Annotated in this window: 14 protein-coding genes; 7 read left to right on the forward strand and 7 right to left on the reverse strand. The window is 55.9% G+C overall.

Features of this window, described 5'->3' with window-relative positions:
- Positions 1 to 5: 5 nt before the first annotated feature.
- On the reverse strand, positions 6 to 863 hold the full coding sequence (locus tag P0120_20350) for a tryptophan 2,3-dioxygenase family protein (protein MDF0676661.1): 858 nt from the start codon (positions 861 to 863) through the stop codon (positions 6 to 8).
- Positions 864 to 1,442: 579 nt separating this feature from the next.
- Here P0120_20350 and P0120_20355 point away from each other — a divergent pair.
- Positions 1,443 to 1,781 (forward strand): PepSY domain-containing protein, encoded by a 339-nt coding sequence (locus P0120_20355; GenBank protein MDF0676662.1) that lies wholly within the window; start codon positions 1,443 to 1,445, stop codon positions 1,779 to 1,781.
- A 138-nt stretch (positions 1,782 to 1,919) separates the two neighbouring features.
- Here P0120_20355 and P0120_20360 read toward each other — a convergent pair whose 3' ends face one another.
- Positions 1,920 to 3,041 (reverse strand): lipocalin-like domain-containing protein, encoded by a 1,122-nt coding sequence (locus P0120_20360; GenBank protein MDF0676663.1) that lies wholly within the window; start codon positions 3,039 to 3,041, stop codon positions 1,920 to 1,922.
- 185 nt (positions 3,042 to 3,226) lie between these two features.
- Here P0120_20360 and P0120_20365 point away from each other — a divergent pair, with 185 nt between their 5' ends.
- The 4 genes from P0120_20365 (at position 3,227) to P0120_20380 (ending at position 6,637) form a co-directional block, all read left to right on the forward strand.
- On the forward strand, positions 3,227 to 3,910 hold the full coding sequence (locus P0120_20365) for an LON peptidase substrate-binding domain-containing protein (GenBank protein ID MDF0676664.1): 684 nt from the start codon (positions 3,227 to 3,229) through the stop codon (positions 3,908 to 3,910).
- 5 nt (positions 3,911 to 3,915) lie between these two features.
- Entirely contained in the window at positions 3,916 to 4,887 is a 972-nt protein-coding gene (locus P0120_20370; GenBank protein ID MDF0676665.1) for an ATP-binding cassette domain-containing protein, read from the forward strand.
- A 9-nt stretch (positions 4,888 to 4,896) separates the two neighbouring features.
- Positions 4,897 to 5,676, forward strand: a complete 780-nt coding sequence (locus P0120_20375; protein MDF0676666.1) for an ABC transporter permease — start codon at positions 4,897 to 4,899, stop codon at positions 5,674 to 5,676.
- 103 nt (positions 5,677 to 5,779) lie between these two features.
- A complete protein-coding gene (locus tag P0120_20380; GenBank protein MDF0676667.1) occupies positions 5,780 to 6,637 on the forward strand; it encodes a transglutaminase-like domain-containing protein in 858 nt (285 codons plus the stop codon).
- Here P0120_20380 and P0120_20385 read toward each other — a convergent pair whose 3' ends face one another.
- Complete coding sequence (locus P0120_20385; protein ID MDF0676668.1) at positions 6,638 to 7,393, reverse strand: MBL fold metallo-hydrolase; 756 nt, start codon at positions 7,391 to 7,393, stop codon at positions 6,638 to 6,640.
- A 23-nt stretch (positions 7,394 to 7,416) separates the two neighbouring features.
- The gene (locus tag P0120_20390; GenBank protein ID MDF0676669.1) at positions 7,417 to 10,818 is read right to left on the reverse strand and encodes an adenylate/guanylate cyclase domain-containing protein; all 3,402 of its coding nucleotides are present in this window, start codon (positions 10,816 to 10,818) and stop codon (positions 7,417 to 7,419) included.
- 74 nt (positions 10,819 to 10,892) lie between these two features.
- On the opposite strand from P0120_20390, the gene P0120_20395 reads away from it, so the two are divergent.
- Positions 10,893 to 11,054, forward strand: coding sequence for a hypothetical protein (locus tag P0120_20395; protein ID MDF0676670.1), 162 nt, complete (start codon positions 10,893 to 10,895; stop codon positions 11,052 to 11,054).
- Here P0120_20395 and P0120_20400 read toward each other — a convergent pair.
- Positions 11,051 to 13,135 (reverse strand): AarF/UbiB family protein, encoded by a 2,085-nt coding sequence (locus P0120_20400; protein MDF0676671.1) that lies wholly within the window; start codon positions 13,133 to 13,135, stop codon positions 11,051 to 11,053. The two genes, P0120_20395 and P0120_20400, sit on opposite strands and share 4 nt — an antisense overlap.
- A 154-nt stretch (positions 13,136 to 13,289) precedes the next feature.
- Here P0120_20400 and P0120_20405 point away from each other — a divergent pair, with 154 nt between their 5' ends.
- Positions 13,290 to 13,925: a HEAT repeat domain-containing protein gene (locus P0120_20405; GenBank protein ID MDF0676672.1), complete on the forward strand. Its 636-nt coding sequence runs from the start codon at positions 13,290 to 13,292 to the stop codon at positions 13,923 to 13,925.
- A 394-nt stretch (positions 13,926 to 14,319) separates the two neighbouring features.
- Here P0120_20405 and P0120_20410 read toward each other — a convergent pair whose 3' ends face one another.
- Together P0120_20410 and P0120_20415 are read right to left on the reverse strand one after the other, a co-directional pair.
- Positions 14,320 to 14,961 (reverse strand): ankyrin repeat domain-containing protein, encoded by a 642-nt coding sequence (locus tag P0120_20410; GenBank protein ID MDF0676673.1) that lies wholly within the window; start codon positions 14,959 to 14,961, stop codon positions 14,320 to 14,322.
- 245 nt (positions 14,962 to 15,206) lie between these two features.
- Complete coding sequence (locus tag P0120_20415; GenBank protein MDF0676674.1) at positions 15,207 to 15,923, reverse strand: hypothetical protein; 717 nt, start codon at positions 15,921 to 15,923, stop codon at positions 15,207 to 15,209.
- Positions 15,924 to 16,195: the final 272 nt, after the last annotated feature.

Below are 16,195 nucleotides of genomic sequence, written 5' to 3' on the forward strand. Positions count from 1 at the left end.
CGCAGTCACGTTCCATGCGGGTCTTCACACATGAGGGACCGGGCTTCCCACAGTTCCGGGAAAAACTTCTTATCCAAGGTCGCTCTGAGATAGGATGCGCCGCTGCTGCCGCCGGTCCCCCGGCTCATCCCGATGGTCCGCTCCACCATTTGGATGTGCCGCAGGCGCCAGGCGACGAGCAGCTCATCGAATTCCGTCAATCGTTCACAGACGTCAATCCAATCGCGATGATCCCCCTCTTTGCGATACACCGCGACGATCATCTGGGCCCGCAACCGGAAACGTTCGCTCTCCACAGCGTGCGGAGACATCGGCGGGGTAGTTTCCATCGCCGCCAGCGCCTCGAAAAGTACATCGCGGAGGGACGGCTCCTGCAGCCGCCGCTGAAGCGCGGCGAACAGCTCCGGGGCCGGCTCGTGCAGGTTCAACATCCGCTCATCCTTGAGACCGCAGAGGAACTCCAGTTCGCGAAACTGTTCGGACTGAAACCCGCTCGCAGGCCGCAACCGATCACGGAAGGCCAGGAAATGCGTCGGCAGCATCGTTTCCAGGACGGTGAATTGCTCGACCAGGAGTCTGGCGATCTCGGTACACCGTCTTAACAAGCGGGCCGCCTCATACACCTCGTCTCGCGAACCAGGCAGCCCTGTCGCGGCCCGCAGATTCACCACGACCGCATCCAGTTCGTGCAATAACAATTTGAACCAGAGCTCGTAGGTCTGATGAATGATGATAAAAAGCAATTCGTCATGGGCCATCGGCGAGGCGAGGGGAGATTGCAGACGCAACAGTTCGCGAATCCGAAGGTAATCGCCGTACGTCAACTGCCGGTCGGCTTGCGAAGATAGCGGCTCAAGGCTCATGCTGCGCTCGGGGTATATGGGGAGGCTGCTCGGGCAGCGTCCGCTGGATGGGCTCAACGACCCTGATCTCGAACGGCTCGAACGGAAATGGCAGCGCTTTCTGAAACCGAGATAGTCTCTATTCTGCACGTTCACGCAACAAGGTTCAACGACATTCGCGGTCCGGAGTCTGCGTCGGAGCGCTTGTGCACACTGGAAGAACACGGGCCTGCTTTAAGGTGCCCGCCCTCTTTGTGCCTCCCTATCGACCAACCGACTCAAACTGTTGTCGCAAGTCTTGGAGCCTCTGTCGGTCTGATCTCCAACTCGATGAAGTGCCAGGTGACCTTGCTCTCATTCTCCTACCAACAGGCATCTGTAGCATCTCGCCCCGAAGCGAAGGACCTCGATGTAGACTTTGGCCACAAGGGTATCCAGTCAGCGTAGGCTCGGGTCACAGAATCAGCTGCTTGATGCGAGCTTTTGCCCCGCCCAGGAGGCGGCGGACGGCGGCACAATGATCGCAGTGTTCATACTGCGTGAGGTCGGATACTCCAACCGTGCATCCGATCTCCCTACTTCACACACAAAGGAGATACTATGAGACAGATCGTCATGGCGGCGTTGGCGGCGGGAATTGTCTTGGCATTGGGTGGGACTGCGATCGCCGATAAGAAAGGAGAGAAGCACAAGTCCAAGATTGAAATGGCGGAGGAGGCGAAGGTCACGATTGATCAGGCAATCAAGGCGGCATCCGAGAAGGTGCCAGGCAACGTCATCGAGGCTGAGTTGAAAAAGAAACATGACAAGACGGTGTGGGAGGTCGAAATCGTGACGGGCGACAAGATGATTAAGGAAGTGCACATCGATGCGGATTCCGGTGTCATTATCGATGTGGAAGACAAGGGCAAGGAACACAAGGACAAAGGGAAGCATTGACCTGTCGGTGATGAGGTGCCTGGTTGCGGAAGCTCTGTGCCGTGGCCATCGTACTCTGGCTCAAGGGGGCCGGTCCGGTCGCCTGGTTGTTTGTGCGGGGGATCAGGTTAAACAACCGCCGACTAATACAGCAATCCCTTACATTTTGAGGCGCTCGGTGTAGCCGGTCAGCTCGACATAGCCTTGGCCTTTCACCGGTTGGCCTTGTTTGGTGCCTGTCACAGCCACAGCCCCTTCCCAATAAGAAACCTTGGTGCTGCGGGAGGTGCGCAATTCCTGATCCGCGAGCAGCGGAGTGACATCCAGCGCAAGATCGAGCGACGGGAACTGCAGCCGCCATCGGCTTGGGTACGTAGCCTTGCTTGCTGGACTGGTCCAGGTTCCAGAAGACTCAATTTGAAAATCTGTCACCTCCAGATGTCGAGTGCGTCCATCAGGCGCCACGGCTGTCCCGCTCGACGCAAGATCGGACGATCCATCCTTCCGACGCATCCGATACAGCATGAGTTCAGTGTCGTCCTCCAACTGGATACTGAACCAGTCCCATCCGACTTGATCCGTCCCCAGATCGGCTGATCCAAATTCATGGTCCATCCAACTGGTGCCGGAAACCTCGAACTGTTCGCCGTCGATCGTTAGGCTCCCCGTCGTCGTGAGTCTCGTGAACGAATAGTAGTGAGAGGCTTGGCCCACCTCTTTTCCTTTTCGACTGATGCCATCCACACCGTGAGCGACGAGAGGCTTGGCCGGTTTAAGTGTAAGGGCGAGAGTATGCGTCTCGTCGCGAGCCACCAACGTATGTGAAGCCGATGGTTCCGTCGATGCTTCGGCTCGCCAATCATCGATCCAGACGTGGAGCCTCGACTCGTCAGCTCCGGCCTTCCCCAGCCCTTCACGGCTGAGCTTGTCGGAGAAATGAAATCGCTTCCCATTGATATCGGTCACGGCAAAATGAGCCAGGTACAGGTGGCTGATCGACCATTTCGACGGCAGGGTTTTGATTTCATCGGGTGGGATGGCTCGACGGAAGAAGGTCAACTCAAAGCCGAACGACCGGCCGTTTTTCGACTGCAGATGGCCCGTGTAGTACCACCACTCGGTTCGATAGGTCGGGTGAGATCCATGGTCCCGAGGGAAATTGTACCGATACCCAGCAGTTGCCAACTGAAACGGAGCCGGAGGTGGGTTGGCTCCAAATACCCAGCTGAAGTCTGAGGCCAAGAGGGCCACGATTAGAACAACTGGTCGGACGACGCGCATTATCCCCCTCGTTTCATTGATCAACGAACGCATCGGTCTAGAGCCCAACGTCCTCGGCTGTTTATATCATGCTCGCTCACGAGTGAACAAATCGACAGTCTCAGAGCGATGTTTTGCATTTCATCGTGGCTCGGCGATCCGTGCACGCCGTTGACAATTTTCACAAGTCTCAGTTATCGTGAGCCATGCAGACTGATCGTGGGCAGGAGCCGGCTGAGCGGAGTGCGTCCAAGCATGCCGAACCTTTTCCGATTCCCGGTCGTCTTCCGGTTTTCCCATTACCCAACGTCGTCTTTTTTCCCAAGACGTACCTACCGCTCCACATTTTTGAACCCCGTTATCGCCGGATGGTCGCCGATGTGACGATGGGCGGTCAATGTATCGCCATGGCTCTCCTTAAAGAAGGATGGGAGCCGGACTACTATGGGAATCCGGCAATCTATCCCGCGCTCTGTATCGGACGGATCGTGAGTGTGCAACCCTTGCCGGACGGTCGCTCCAACATTTTACTGCAAGGGCTCGAACGGTGTGAGATTTCCGAAGAACATTTCGACAAGCCCTATCGCGAAGCGACGATTCGCGTCACGCCCATGCGCTTCGACGAGGGGTTGACGAAAGACGTTCGGCGCGCACTGATCGACATGCTCGGGCGATACCTTCAGGCGAGAGAGGATAGCGCGGCGTGGCAAGGGTTCTTTCGTGATGAAGTCAGCGACGAAGTCCTGGTCAACACCCTTTCTACCTACCTGGACTGCACCCCCTTGGAGAAACAATTCCTGCTGGAAGCGGACGGACTCTACCAACGGGCTCGTCGATTGAACGATTTGGTTCAATTCATGCTGCACGAACATCCCGACACGAAGGGCTAGGAGTAATGAATCGGACCATCGCAATCGACGTCAGCCGTCTATGCAAATCGTATGACAGCCATAAAGCCGTCGATGACCTCTCGTTCCAGGTCTACGCCGGGGAAATTTTTGGTCTTTTGGGGCCGAACGGCGCGGGAAAGAGCACCACGCTCCGCACGCTCATCACGTTGCTCCATCCGACATCGGGCAGGGCAACCATCATGGGCTACGACTCAGTGCGCGAGGCGGATCAGGTGCGGACTGTGATCGGATACGTACCTCAAGAACGAGCGATCGACCGGTTTCTGACCGGGCGCGAACACCTCCAACTGCTTGGTGCGCTCTATCATCTTACTAAAGAAGAGGCGGCTAAACGCATCGGCGAGCTGCTCAAGCTGGTCGAGCTGGAAGCCCATGCGGACCGGCCTGCCAAGACCTATTCCGGAGGCATGAAGCGCAAGCTCGACATTGCCTGTGGGTTGCTGCCGGACCCCAAAATTTTGTTTCTCGATGAGCCCACCCTCGGCCTCGACGTGCAAAGCCGTCTCCGGATTTGGGACTATGTCCGGATGCTCAAAGCCCGTGGGATGACGGTCGTGATGACGACGAACTATCTGGATGAGGCCGATCGGCTCTGCGATCGGCTCGCCATTATCGACGGCGGCAAGATCAAAACGCTGGGCTCCCCGGCTGAGCTCAAGATCGCCCTCGGAGGGGATATCGTGGCCCTTACTCTGAAGGAGACGAGCCGAATCCCGTCGCTGGAATCGGACCTAACCGGCCGTCCGGCGATCAAGACCGTGAAGGCAACCACCAAGGGCTTGGATATCAGGGTAGAATCGCCAGAAAAGGCCTTGCCCACCATTCTCGAATCGGCCAATCGCTTAGGGTGCGACATCGAGTTTATTCAATACAACCGTCCGCGCTTAGACGATGTGTTTATCGCGCATACGGGAAGAGCCATCACCGAATCGGCTCCCGAAGTCGAGTCGGCGTAAAGGAGTCATGTGGGGCACTATTGGCAAGAAATCAATGCGTTGACGATGCGGTGGGTTCGGCGGTTGAGCCGGGAAAAATTTAGCATGCTGTTCACCTTGGTGCAGCCGATGCTGTTCTGGCTCATCTTCTTCGGTAACCTGTTTCAGCGGGCCGCGGACACGCAGGTCATGCAGGCGCCCAACTACATCAGCTTCCTCGCAGCCGGTGTCGTCGTCATGACGGTCCTGAACAACGGTTTGGCCGGGGGCGTCGATCTGCTCTTCGATAAGGAAAACGGGTTCCTTGAGCGTCTGATGTCCACGCCGATCCATCGAACTTCCGTCATCCTGAGCCGCTTTATCTTCGTCATGGCAATCACGTCGATGCAGGTCCTTGTGATTCTCGGCGTATCGTACCTCTTCGGCGTTTATCCAGCGACGGGTATTCTCGGCGTGGCGACGATCTTATTGATTGGGATGATGTTCGGCGTCGGCCTGACGGCCATTTCCATGGCGATGGCATTCTCCGTGAAAAGTCACGGAGATTTCTTCTCCGTATTGGGGTTTCTTTCGCTGCCCATGATCTTCCTCAGCTCCGCATTGGTTCCGTTGACGGCGATGCCGGGCTGGATGAGTTTTCTGGCGCAATTCAACCCGATGACCTGGGCTATTGATGCGGTGCGCCCTTTAATTCTGTCCGGCTGGACCGAAGCCTTGCCGCACGTAGGCATGGTGGTCTTGGTCATGATCGTGTTCGATGCGCTGTGTCTGTACGGTGGAGCCAAGGCCTTCCGCCGTGCAATGGGGTAACCTCACCATGAACCATGGATCGCTTGACCGACGACGGCATCCGTCGGATCATGACCGTAACGCCGCTATACGTCAGCCTGTGAACGACGGAGAGTGGTAGGGAATGATTCCGGAAAATCAGATTCGCGCGCTTATTCGCCTCCTCTCCGATGAGGACGACCGAATCGTCCGTACCATCAGCGGGAGACTCATCGATATCGGCCCATCGGCTGTCCCGCTTCTCCAAGAAGCTGAAATCGAACAGCCGGAAATGGCTGATCGGATCGCGTCCGTCCTTGATGAAATCCGAGGAAGCAAGCTGGAAGATGAACTGGCGACCCTAACGGCACGCTCGGACCAGCCCATGTGCCTGGAAACCGGCGCCTTTATGATCGCTCGCTACGCCTATCCGACGCTCGACGTCGCTCGCTATCGTGAGCAGCTCGATACGATGGCAGACGAAGTTCGAGCACGCATCGGCCATCGAGCGTCCGGGGAAGAAGCCGTCAACGCGCTCAATAGGTACCTCTTTGCTGAACAAGGGTTTAAGGGAAACACCAAGAACTACTATGAGGTTGAGAACAGCTACCTCAATTGCGTCATGGATCGGCGGGTCGGCATCCCCATCAGCCTGTCAGCGGTGTACCTCTTGATCGGACAGCGTTTGGCACTCCCGCTGTTCGGTATCGGCATGCCGGGGCATTTCCTGGTGAAGTATGAGTCCGACCGATACAAGATCTTCATCGATTGCTTCAACGGCGGGGCCTTGCTGACTGAAAAAAACTGTGCCCGTTTTCTGACTGAGGCCGGATACGGGTTCGAAGATAAGTACTTGCAAAAAAGTCCGGTGCGAGCGATTCTGTCTCGCATGATCAAGAACCTCTTGGCCATTTACTCCAAATCGGGTGACATCGGACGAACGACCCGCCTGACCAACTTCATCGAGATCCTCGGCGGCGTTCCTCGCGAAGAAGGGCTTTAGCTAGACAGGGATCGTCAACAGATCTTTCCCCTTCCAAATCTTCCCTCCATACTGCTCCCCCGCTTGCGCTTTGACGTCGTATCGATCCGCGACCGGATAGAAGTGCGAGAGCACGAGCTGTCCCACACCGGCCTCCTTCGCTACCTGACCGCACTGTCCGGCATGCAGATGAGCGGCGCCTGGACGATTGGCCGGGAACGAGCAATCGAGCACGGCAAGGTCGGCATCTTTGCAAAGGGCAACAAGGGCATCGCAATATTGAACATCTCCGGAGTACACGATCGTCCTGTCTCGGTATTCAATCCGATAGCCAACGGACGAGAGATCGGGAACATGGACAACGGGCTTGGGAACGATACGGGTGTCGCCGATCGTAAAGGGTTTGGTGGTTACTTCTTTCAAGGCGACTCGGAACGGAGCCGGCGAAAAGCTGGGGAAACTGCGCATGATCGACTGTAAGAGACGGATCGTGCCTTTCGGGCCGATCAGGGTCATCGCCGGACGATGGCCCCCTCCGTACTTGGCATAAATAACCGCGTCGAAGAAAAAGGTGATGAAATCGGAAAAGTGGTCGGCGTGAAAATGGGAGAATAGGATATGCGTGATCCTGTGTCGATCCACACCGGTTTTGATCAAATTCATCAAGGTGCGTGGACCGAAATCCAATACAATGAGTTGATCTGTGCGCACAAGATAACCAGCCGCAGCACGTGAGGGGTGCACATTGGTCCCCGAACCAAGAATCGTCAGGCGCATGAGCCGGATAGGTCAGCCATGGGTTAAGAAACGACGCCCAGTTGAGCAAGGATTTTCTGAGCTTCCATCAAGTCAGGATTGCTGCCTTGTTCGCTAAACCTGGAGCAGATCGAATCCAAGGTGCGTCTAGCAATATCCGGTTTGTTCAGTTTACGCAAGAGCCTCGCCAGGCCCGCCGCGGCTCTGAGTTCGAGCATTCGTGCCCGCTGATCACGAGCAACCTGCACGGCTTCTGAAAAACACTGCTCTGCCGCAACGATTGGTGGGTCGGATTGCGCGACTAATAGCTCGCCTTTGAGCCGCAGCAGTTCAGCCTGCCAGCACCGTTCTCCCTGTGTTACGGCGAGTTCCTGTGCCTGCTGAATAGCGGCCAAGCCTTCCGCTATATGTTGGTTCCGCAAATGACTCTCTGCGAGTAACGCCAAGGTATAGGTGTTGTTGAGACTGGCTTTGGCTCTCCGTGCAACCGAGAGTCCTTCTGCCAACCTTTCAAGGCCTGTCTCCTTTCCCTGTTCGGCCAAGGCCCAGCCTTGAAAGGACATCGCCCATGCTAACGGCACCTCAAACGAGTGTTTGGTGGAAAGCAGGATTGCTTCTTCGGTCAAGCTCAGGGTCCTATTCGTATCACGGAGCGTAGAACAGACCCATGACGCGGTCGCCAACGTAAATGCCAACGTGTACGGGTGTTCCAGTTCCCTCGCCATGGCGATCGCCTCTGTCACCAGTGCTTCGACCTCATCAATCTCTCCCAATATCCATAATGTTCTCGCCAGCATGATTCTCGCGGTGATGCCGGGGTCTTGGGTATAGGGTAACGTTTGCGAACGATGTCGATCCGGATCATACAGCGACTTTGCTTGACGTAAATGTCCCTTGGCCTCGTCAAACCTGCCAAGAAAAGAGTAAGTCGAGCCCACACTTTCGTGAGCTCGAATCAGCGGGTCCGGGTTTTGTTGATGGTTTGCCCACGAGAGGAGACTGTCGGCGAGAGTGCAGGCCTTGGCGAGAGGCCCTCTGACCAGCTGGAATACCCATAATCCCCAAATCGAGAGAAAATATCGCTCGGAACCAGGGTTCTCCTGCGAGAGACTTCTTGCTCTGAGATAATTGTGTTCGATCTCATCAGAGGCATACCCTCGTAACGTCAGCAAGGGAGCGCCGCGCGCGATGAGAAGGTCCAATTCCAGAGCATTACGCTCCTGGCTTTGCGGCAATGTCTCAAGCAAATGCAAAGTCCGATTAAAATGACTGAGCGCTTCCGCATCCGCGGATCGCGCCGCATCTCTCTGCGCCGCAAGGTGCCAATATTGAACAGCCGAATTGATCGCTCCGGCCTGTTCATAGTGATAGGCCAGCAACTCCGGTTCTGATTTGACCCGCTCTGCGAATCTACTCTCCAGCGCTTTTGCGATACGGGCATGTAGGAATCGGCGTGATTTTTTGGGCAGCGTGCTATAGGCTGCGTCTTGGATGAGACCGTGTTTAAAAAGATACTTAGCAGCTGGGATATCGCCTTCCTGAAAAATGAGCCCTGATGCTTTCAGCAAATCGAGAGCCGTTTTCAACTCTCCCTCGGTGACATCAACAGTCTCCCGTAACAGCTCGTAGCTGAACTCTCGCCCGATCGAGGCCCCCATTTGGACAATTTCCTTGGCGGGACCCAATCGGTCTATCCGTTCCATGAGCAAGGCCTGCAGGGAGTCAGGGATGGAGAGGTCCCTTAATGGCGCCTTCAGAATGAATGAGTCTTTCTCTTCGGTCAGCAACCCGGACTCGAGCAAGTTTTTCGTCAACTCTTCGATGTAAAGCGGAACACCATCGGTCTTGGCCAGAATCGCTTGCTCCACTTCGAGCGGAAGCGATTTCCCTCCGGTCAGCGATCCAAGAAGCTCCACGCTATGCCGCCGGGGAAGCCGACTCAACGTCAGAAACGTCACGTGGCCGTAATCCGCCCACACCGGTTTAAAGTCAGGCCGAAAGGCGATGATCAATAACACCCGCATCGGCTGGATGCGGTCGATAATCCTTGTCAGGAGATCCATCGTTGTCGGATCGAGCCAATGAGCGTCTTCCACGATAAAGAGTGTCGGGCAACGCCCTGCCAGTCGTTGGAGTTGCTGCACGAATGCTTCAAGGGTCATTTCCTTCCGTTTTTCAGACGACACATTCGGTGGCGGGCGCAGGTCATCTGTCCGGATCGAGAGCAGATCCGCCAGCAATGACACCGTGGTCCGGTCGTCGATACCGCTGTCGAGGGCCAGCGCATCGAGCTTCCGCAGCTGCGTGGGAGGAGTGTCCTCGCCGGTCAGTCCAGCCGCCTGTCGGAGATATGTGATGACCGGATACAGCGCCGTATTGGTGTGATACGGCGAACATTGAAATTGAATCGTCTGGTACCCCTCCTCCGCAAGTCGGTCACGCAGACTGCGGACCATGCGCGACTTGCCGATCCCGGCTTCACCGCAAAGGATGACCACCTGCCCTTCACCGCAGACAGCTTCGTGCCATCGACCCAGGAGAAGCGCCGTTTCGTGCTCCCTGCCTATGAAATGGCCCAATCGGCCGGCTCGATAAGACTCGAACCGGCTGGCCGACGGTTTGATGCTTAGCACCTGCCAGACATGCACCGGCGTTTCGAACCCCTTGAGTGAATAGGCGCCTCGATCCGCAAACTCGAACTCGCTTCCGACCAGGCGCTTCGTCGTCGAGTCAACAACCAATTGGTTAGGTGCGGCCAACGCCTGCAGGCGAGCGGCCAGATTCGGAGTTTCCCCGAAAACAGACCGCTCCTTCGCCGTTTCCTCTCCCATGACCTCGCCCACGATGACGTGGCCTGTTGCGATCCCGATTCGCGCAGCAACTTCAAACGCCTGTTGGGCGGGATATTCGCGGGGAAGGGTCTTGACCAAATCCAGCACGGCCAGTCCGGCATGCACCGCTCGTTCCGCGTCATGCTCGTAGGCATGAGGATATCCGAAGTACACCAGAAGCCCATCACCCATGTATTTTGCGATATAGCCGTTGAATCGGCTGATCGCTTGGCTACAAGTATCCAGAAAACGTCGGATGGCCGTTTGGAGGTCTTCAGGGTCCAGCTGACTCGCGAGTGCCGTCGAGCCCACAAGGTCACAGAACATAATCGTCAATTGACGACGTTCTGCTTGATCTCGACTGGAAGGTAACGGCGTGATGTCTTTCGCGGTGGGAATAGTTAGAGTGGCTGCAGTATCGCCTTCGCCGGTTGCCGACAGTTGCGCCATTGCACGCAGAAGTTGCTTTCGATGGCCAAGCACAATGCCCATCGACGCCAAATCGCCGTCATTCAGCTCAGGCAAGACATCCCATGTAATGGCGTTCTGCTCAAACAGCTCTCGATAGCGAGCAAGGCCGAGACTTTGCAGCCATGCAGCGACCGGATCATTCATGATGAATGCTTACACGCGACACACGGGTTCAGAACCTCTTGCAGCCGACGAAGCATTGACCGATAATGATCGGCATGATCGAGAGTCCTTCTTCGACCAAGACCGGTCATCGGACCATTGTCCGACACATCGAGTATCGACTCGTCTGCATCGGCATGTCGGTCATCGCGTACTTGCTCGAAAGAGCCGTCCTGCGCTCGATCAAACGCGGCGTAGACGCCACGCCTAACGCTTAACGCCCCCGCACCAGATCAAAGACCAGTCCGGCCGCCAACAGGCAGGCCGCGATGCCGAACGTTATCGGTATCCATCCGGCGACGGTCTCCGATGTGGCCGTGAGCCCGCTGGCGAGAATGCTTGCCGCTGCGGTCAGACCCAATGTCAGCCGTCGCCCCGTCCGACGAACCATATCTTCGAGCGAATCAGCCCGAAAATTCACGACCAGCTTCTGGCCCGGCCTCGCCCCGATGAGACGTTCGATGGCTTCCATCACCTGCTCGGCCCGCACCTTAAGTTTCTGAGACTGATACGCGAGCGCCTTGGGATCGAGCGAAGCCCCCATGCGCTTGATCATCACGCGCATCAAGAACTTGCCCGCAACATCATAGGGGTCAAGTTTCGGATCGAGAGCCGCCGTCGCCAATTGAACTTGCGCCAGAGCCTTAGCGGCGAGCGTGAGCGAGGCCGGCAGCGGCACGCCGTGTCGAAACGCGGTCGCGCTCATTTCCTGGAGGAGCGGTCCAATCTGCATCTCTGCGAGAGCCGCCTTGCGGTACTTCGCCATGACTTCGCCGATTTCACCTTGAAAACGAGGAACGTCCAGATCGCTGCGGTCGGTCGAACCCGTCATCATCAATGTGACATCGCTGAGAAAGACAACGTCTTCTTTCCACAATGCCATCAGCATCAACAATAGATGCTCCCGCAAACCGGCATCCAAGGCACCCACCATTCCGAAATCGAGCATGTAGATTCGGTCCTTCCACCACATGAGATTGCCCGGATGAGGATCGGCATGGAAGAAGCCGTCGACGACGATCTGTTTGTAGAAACCTTCCAACAGCTGACGGGCCGCTTCGATACGCTCCGGACCTTCCGGCGCCCGGGCAATCGGGGCCCCTTGAATTTCCTCCATCACCAATAAGCGGGCTGTCGAGATCTCTTGGTAGACAGAAGGAACTGCCAGTCGATCATAGTCTGTAAGCAGGGTCTCCATCCGTCCGATGTTTTCGATTTCTTGACGGAAGTCGAGTTCGCGCTGGAGCGATGTGGAGAGGTGCTTGAACACCGCTTCCATATTGACCACCTGCCGGAGGGCCTGGCGCTGCCCGACTTTCTGAGCGAAGATCTCGAGCAGGGCTAGATCCTGTTCGATGTCCGCCCGGGCGGTGGGCCGCTGAACTTTCACGACGACTCGATCACCGTTTTCAAGCGTGGCCCGATGGACTTGGGCGATTGTCCCGGCAGCCAGCGGCTTGGGATCGATCGACTCGAACACATCTTCCCACGGCACCTTCAATTCTTGCTCAGCGACACGGACTACTTCTCTCTCAGGCATGGGTGGCACGTGACTCTGCAACATCGCCAACTCTTCGATATATTCCTCAGGAAGGAGATCCGGGCGAGTTGACAGCACTTGCCCGAGCTTCGAGAAAGTCGGGCCCAGCTCCTCCAGGGCGGCTCGTAGGCGCTTGGCCTGCTGACGACGAACCGAACGGTCCGCTTGGTCGGGCTGACCAAAGAGTTCCTTGAGACCATGCTTCGCCATGATCGTCGCGATGTGGATGGCTCGTCTCCCCAGGTGAGGCTCAGGAGTGTGAGTTTCACCCTGCGATTGAAATATTCGCCCCGATTCAGGAATCGGCTCACCCGCGGACGGGAGGGTATTCACAATAATGACGGTGCAATGAGAATTGTGACTGATGCGGTTCGGGACGTTACCGAGCAAGAACTCCTTTCGCCCGGTCATGCCCGAATTACCCACCACCAGGACATCGATGGCTTCACGCTCGGCGGCACGGACGATCGTCAATGCCGGATCGGAGTCTATGGCGACAACGGCATGCCCCCGCTCTCCAGCCAGCTGCCTGACGAGATGCGCAAGCTCATCATTGGCGGCAGCGGCCCTGGTCTGCTCTGCTGCGCCTGATTCTGTGGTGGTCGGGTGTTGCGGCACGATGACCTGCACCACAAACAGCTCCGCCCCGTAGCGGTCGGCGAACTCGGCGGCCCACCGGACGGCATGATCCGCCGTTTTGGATCGGTCTGTACCGACCATCACGCGTCGTATGGCGCGGTTCTGAGGATGATTCTCCATAATCCTTGCCAACCTCACCGACGATGATCGGGAAAGAGTATGACTAGTGCCGCGATTGCCTGTCAATTATGTGGGGACGGGAGAGAGGCCCAGAACGTGGGGCAGCGTCGATTCGTTGACGGCCAATCGATCGCGTCCGTATGATCCTTCACCTATGTCGAACCGTCACGAACTGGGGCAGATCAACCCCGCCTTGCTTGTCGTTCTGATCGTGCTTATCGTGACCGCTGTATGGGTTTGGAAACGGCTGCCGGTTGACACCCAGGACTATATCGTCGATCAGGCAGTACCGATGGCGGCGATGGGCCTAACGATTGCCGTTTTGCTGTTCATTCCTATAAGAGCGCTCCGTCGCCGCAGTACGAGAAGGCAGGAACGAACCAGGCTCCTGACCCAGTTCGAGCAAGAATCTGCCCGGGATAAAAGGCTTGAGCTTGCTTTTGCCTTGCTTGAACTCAATGAGTACCGAGTCGATGGGCTCGAATCAGCCGTCCCTGCCTTGAAAGAGCTGTTTGCCACGACGTTGCAACGGGCGCTGGACGACAAACAGCATCACATCAGAGGAATGGCAGCCAGTCATCTGGGCGCGTTGCAAGACATGTCCGTGGTATCGCTGTTGGTCAAGGCGCTGGACGATGACCATGCCTACGTGCGTTCCTGCGCCGCCTTGGGGTTGGGACGATTACGGGCAACCGCCGCACGTGAACGACTGAAGATCGTCATGGAACAGGATTGGGATCAAACCGTCAGAAGTCGAGCGAGGGAAGCACTGGAACGGATGCGGGAATAAAAGACAAGCGATCGACCGATCTCCACTAAGCCGCTGGCGTGGCTTCGTGCGCTTCGCTGCGGCTGTCACAGTGAGGTTCAGCGGTTTGAGGCACGGCTTCGGCCACGGACTCAAGACCATGATGGTGACGGTACTCCCATCCGATGATCAGTAAGACGGAGAATCGTGATTCTCTCCTGCTCTTTTCGCGCCTGTGCGAGATCAAAAGCCGACTGCATCCCCAGCCGCATGGTCCGCGCCGCTGCCGAACGTCTTTTCCAACGGCAAGGCTATATCCGGCGAGACCGCGCTTCGCGGATGATGTTATCTAGCTGTTGCCGCGTCACCTTCATCGCCTTGGCGGCTCCTCAAACCCTGTCCAGCGCGCACCCCTATCAGAAACTTTAGGGCAACCTCAACGATTTAATTCGGTTGCACCGCGGCGCTTAAGGAAGTTGATCATCTCAGCTGATTCAGCATAATCCAGCGGCGTTTTTCCTGAGTTGTCACGAGGCATGATCGTAGCTCCACGCGCAACTAGAATCTCAGCTACAACCAAGTTGTTATCCATCGCAGCGATGTGAAGCGGTGTTCTACCAGTGCTATCTCTATGAGCTACCTTCGCACCATGCTTCAGGAGTTGTTGGATAACGAGAGTCGCCAGTGCTTTACTGGCACCAGAAGGTTGGTTCAAGGTATACTTATTCATTGCCACCGCTAGATGAATTGGGATCCCTTCGAGACCAGTGAGCCCACTCTCCCCTACAACATTCGGGTCGGCTCCAAGATCCAACAAAAGATTGATTGTACGGTATTGCTCTTCTTCGTAAATCGGGTTTCGCAATGCCACTATAAGCGCTGTCTGATCCCGATCATCTTTCGCGTTAGCGTCTAAATTTTCTTCACGTCGTAAGCGGATCAATTCAGCAGTGTCATTTCTCTCCGTAGCTCTGATAAATCGTATGACTGAGTCCTTTGCAGTATCGACGCTTTGGATACCGTGAGATCTCAAAACCTCCACAATTCTGGGCTGGTTATAATAAATCGCCCACTCCATCGGAGTTCGACCCTCCATTTTATTTCGGAAATTAGCACCATGTTGAATGAGTAACTCGGTCAATTTCGCCCACCCTTCTGAAATCGGAGCAAATAGTATCTCATTGTCGTAGATGTTTGATACCTTGCCGCCGTGAGCGAATAGAGCATTTGCAATTTCAATCGTAGTTTCTTCACTCTTTAATCCTTTGTTTTCATACTTTTCCTTCTTGCCTCGCAGCCAAGCTCCTTCGGTTATAAGTGTGTCTAGAGCTGACGATTGTCTTTGGCGATAACATGCAAGGGGCGCCCTGGTGCAAGTTGCATCTCCCTGAGACGGGGTCCTGACTTCAGCTTGTCGACCTTTACATACAACACGTATCTTCCGCAGTAGATCCGGTAGTAGTTGACACCTTCGTACTTTTCACGAAATGGGTCCATCAATACTGGACCAAATTGCTCGTCGATCCATCTTGCAATGCATACGGAATATTCCTCCTCCGAAGCAGGATCTCCGCGTAGTAATAGATTGCGAATGATTGGCTCGTGAGTGCCTAACTTGACCTTCCGAAATGCGGGTTGAGCGGATGCATGTGCTCGCCACAGAACTGACAACGCAAACAGTTTCAGGGCTGCGTAGTCGACGTCCGAGAGGTACCAGGCCACGATCTTACCGTTGTGTCTGATCGGCGTGAACTCATCGAAACGCTGTAATAGCACCCGAGATGCATAGTCATCCCAAGGTCCGAATCGCGTTTCCCCATCTTTGGTGAGGATTGTGTCGTCGTAGATTCCGATTGGAACCTTTTTCGGATACGTATTGGAAGCGTTGCTGATCAATTTGTACGGGCCCTCACCCTGAGGGGGCAACTCGTAGAACGCCTTCGGCACTACATGAGCTTTGACTGGCCGGCCGACTTCTCCTGTGAGCTTGCACGTAATCATCGCGCTACTGGCTCGTGATGGTTGCTTTTGTTTAATCACTTGTCAGCGCTCCCTTGTGCCGCTTCGCCGTGTTATGTAGACCGGCATAATTCCCGCAATGGCCCGTACCTGGAAAGGATTGAACCTCGTGCGTAAAAGGATGGATCATGGACAACACGGTAGTGCGGGCAGGTCTTGCAATCATGCATGGCATCTACAGTTGTGCTCCAGGGAACAGATGATGCCCACTCGAATTGTAGAGGATTGGAGACAGAAGGCAAGAAAGATGCGCTGCCGCGGACGGCTCTGACGGAAACCTGGCGCTACTAGCT

This window comes from Nitrospira sp. (assembly GCA_029194675.1).
Classification (GTDB): domain Bacteria; phylum Nitrospirota; class Nitrospiria; order Nitrospirales; family Nitrospiraceae; genus Nitrospira_D.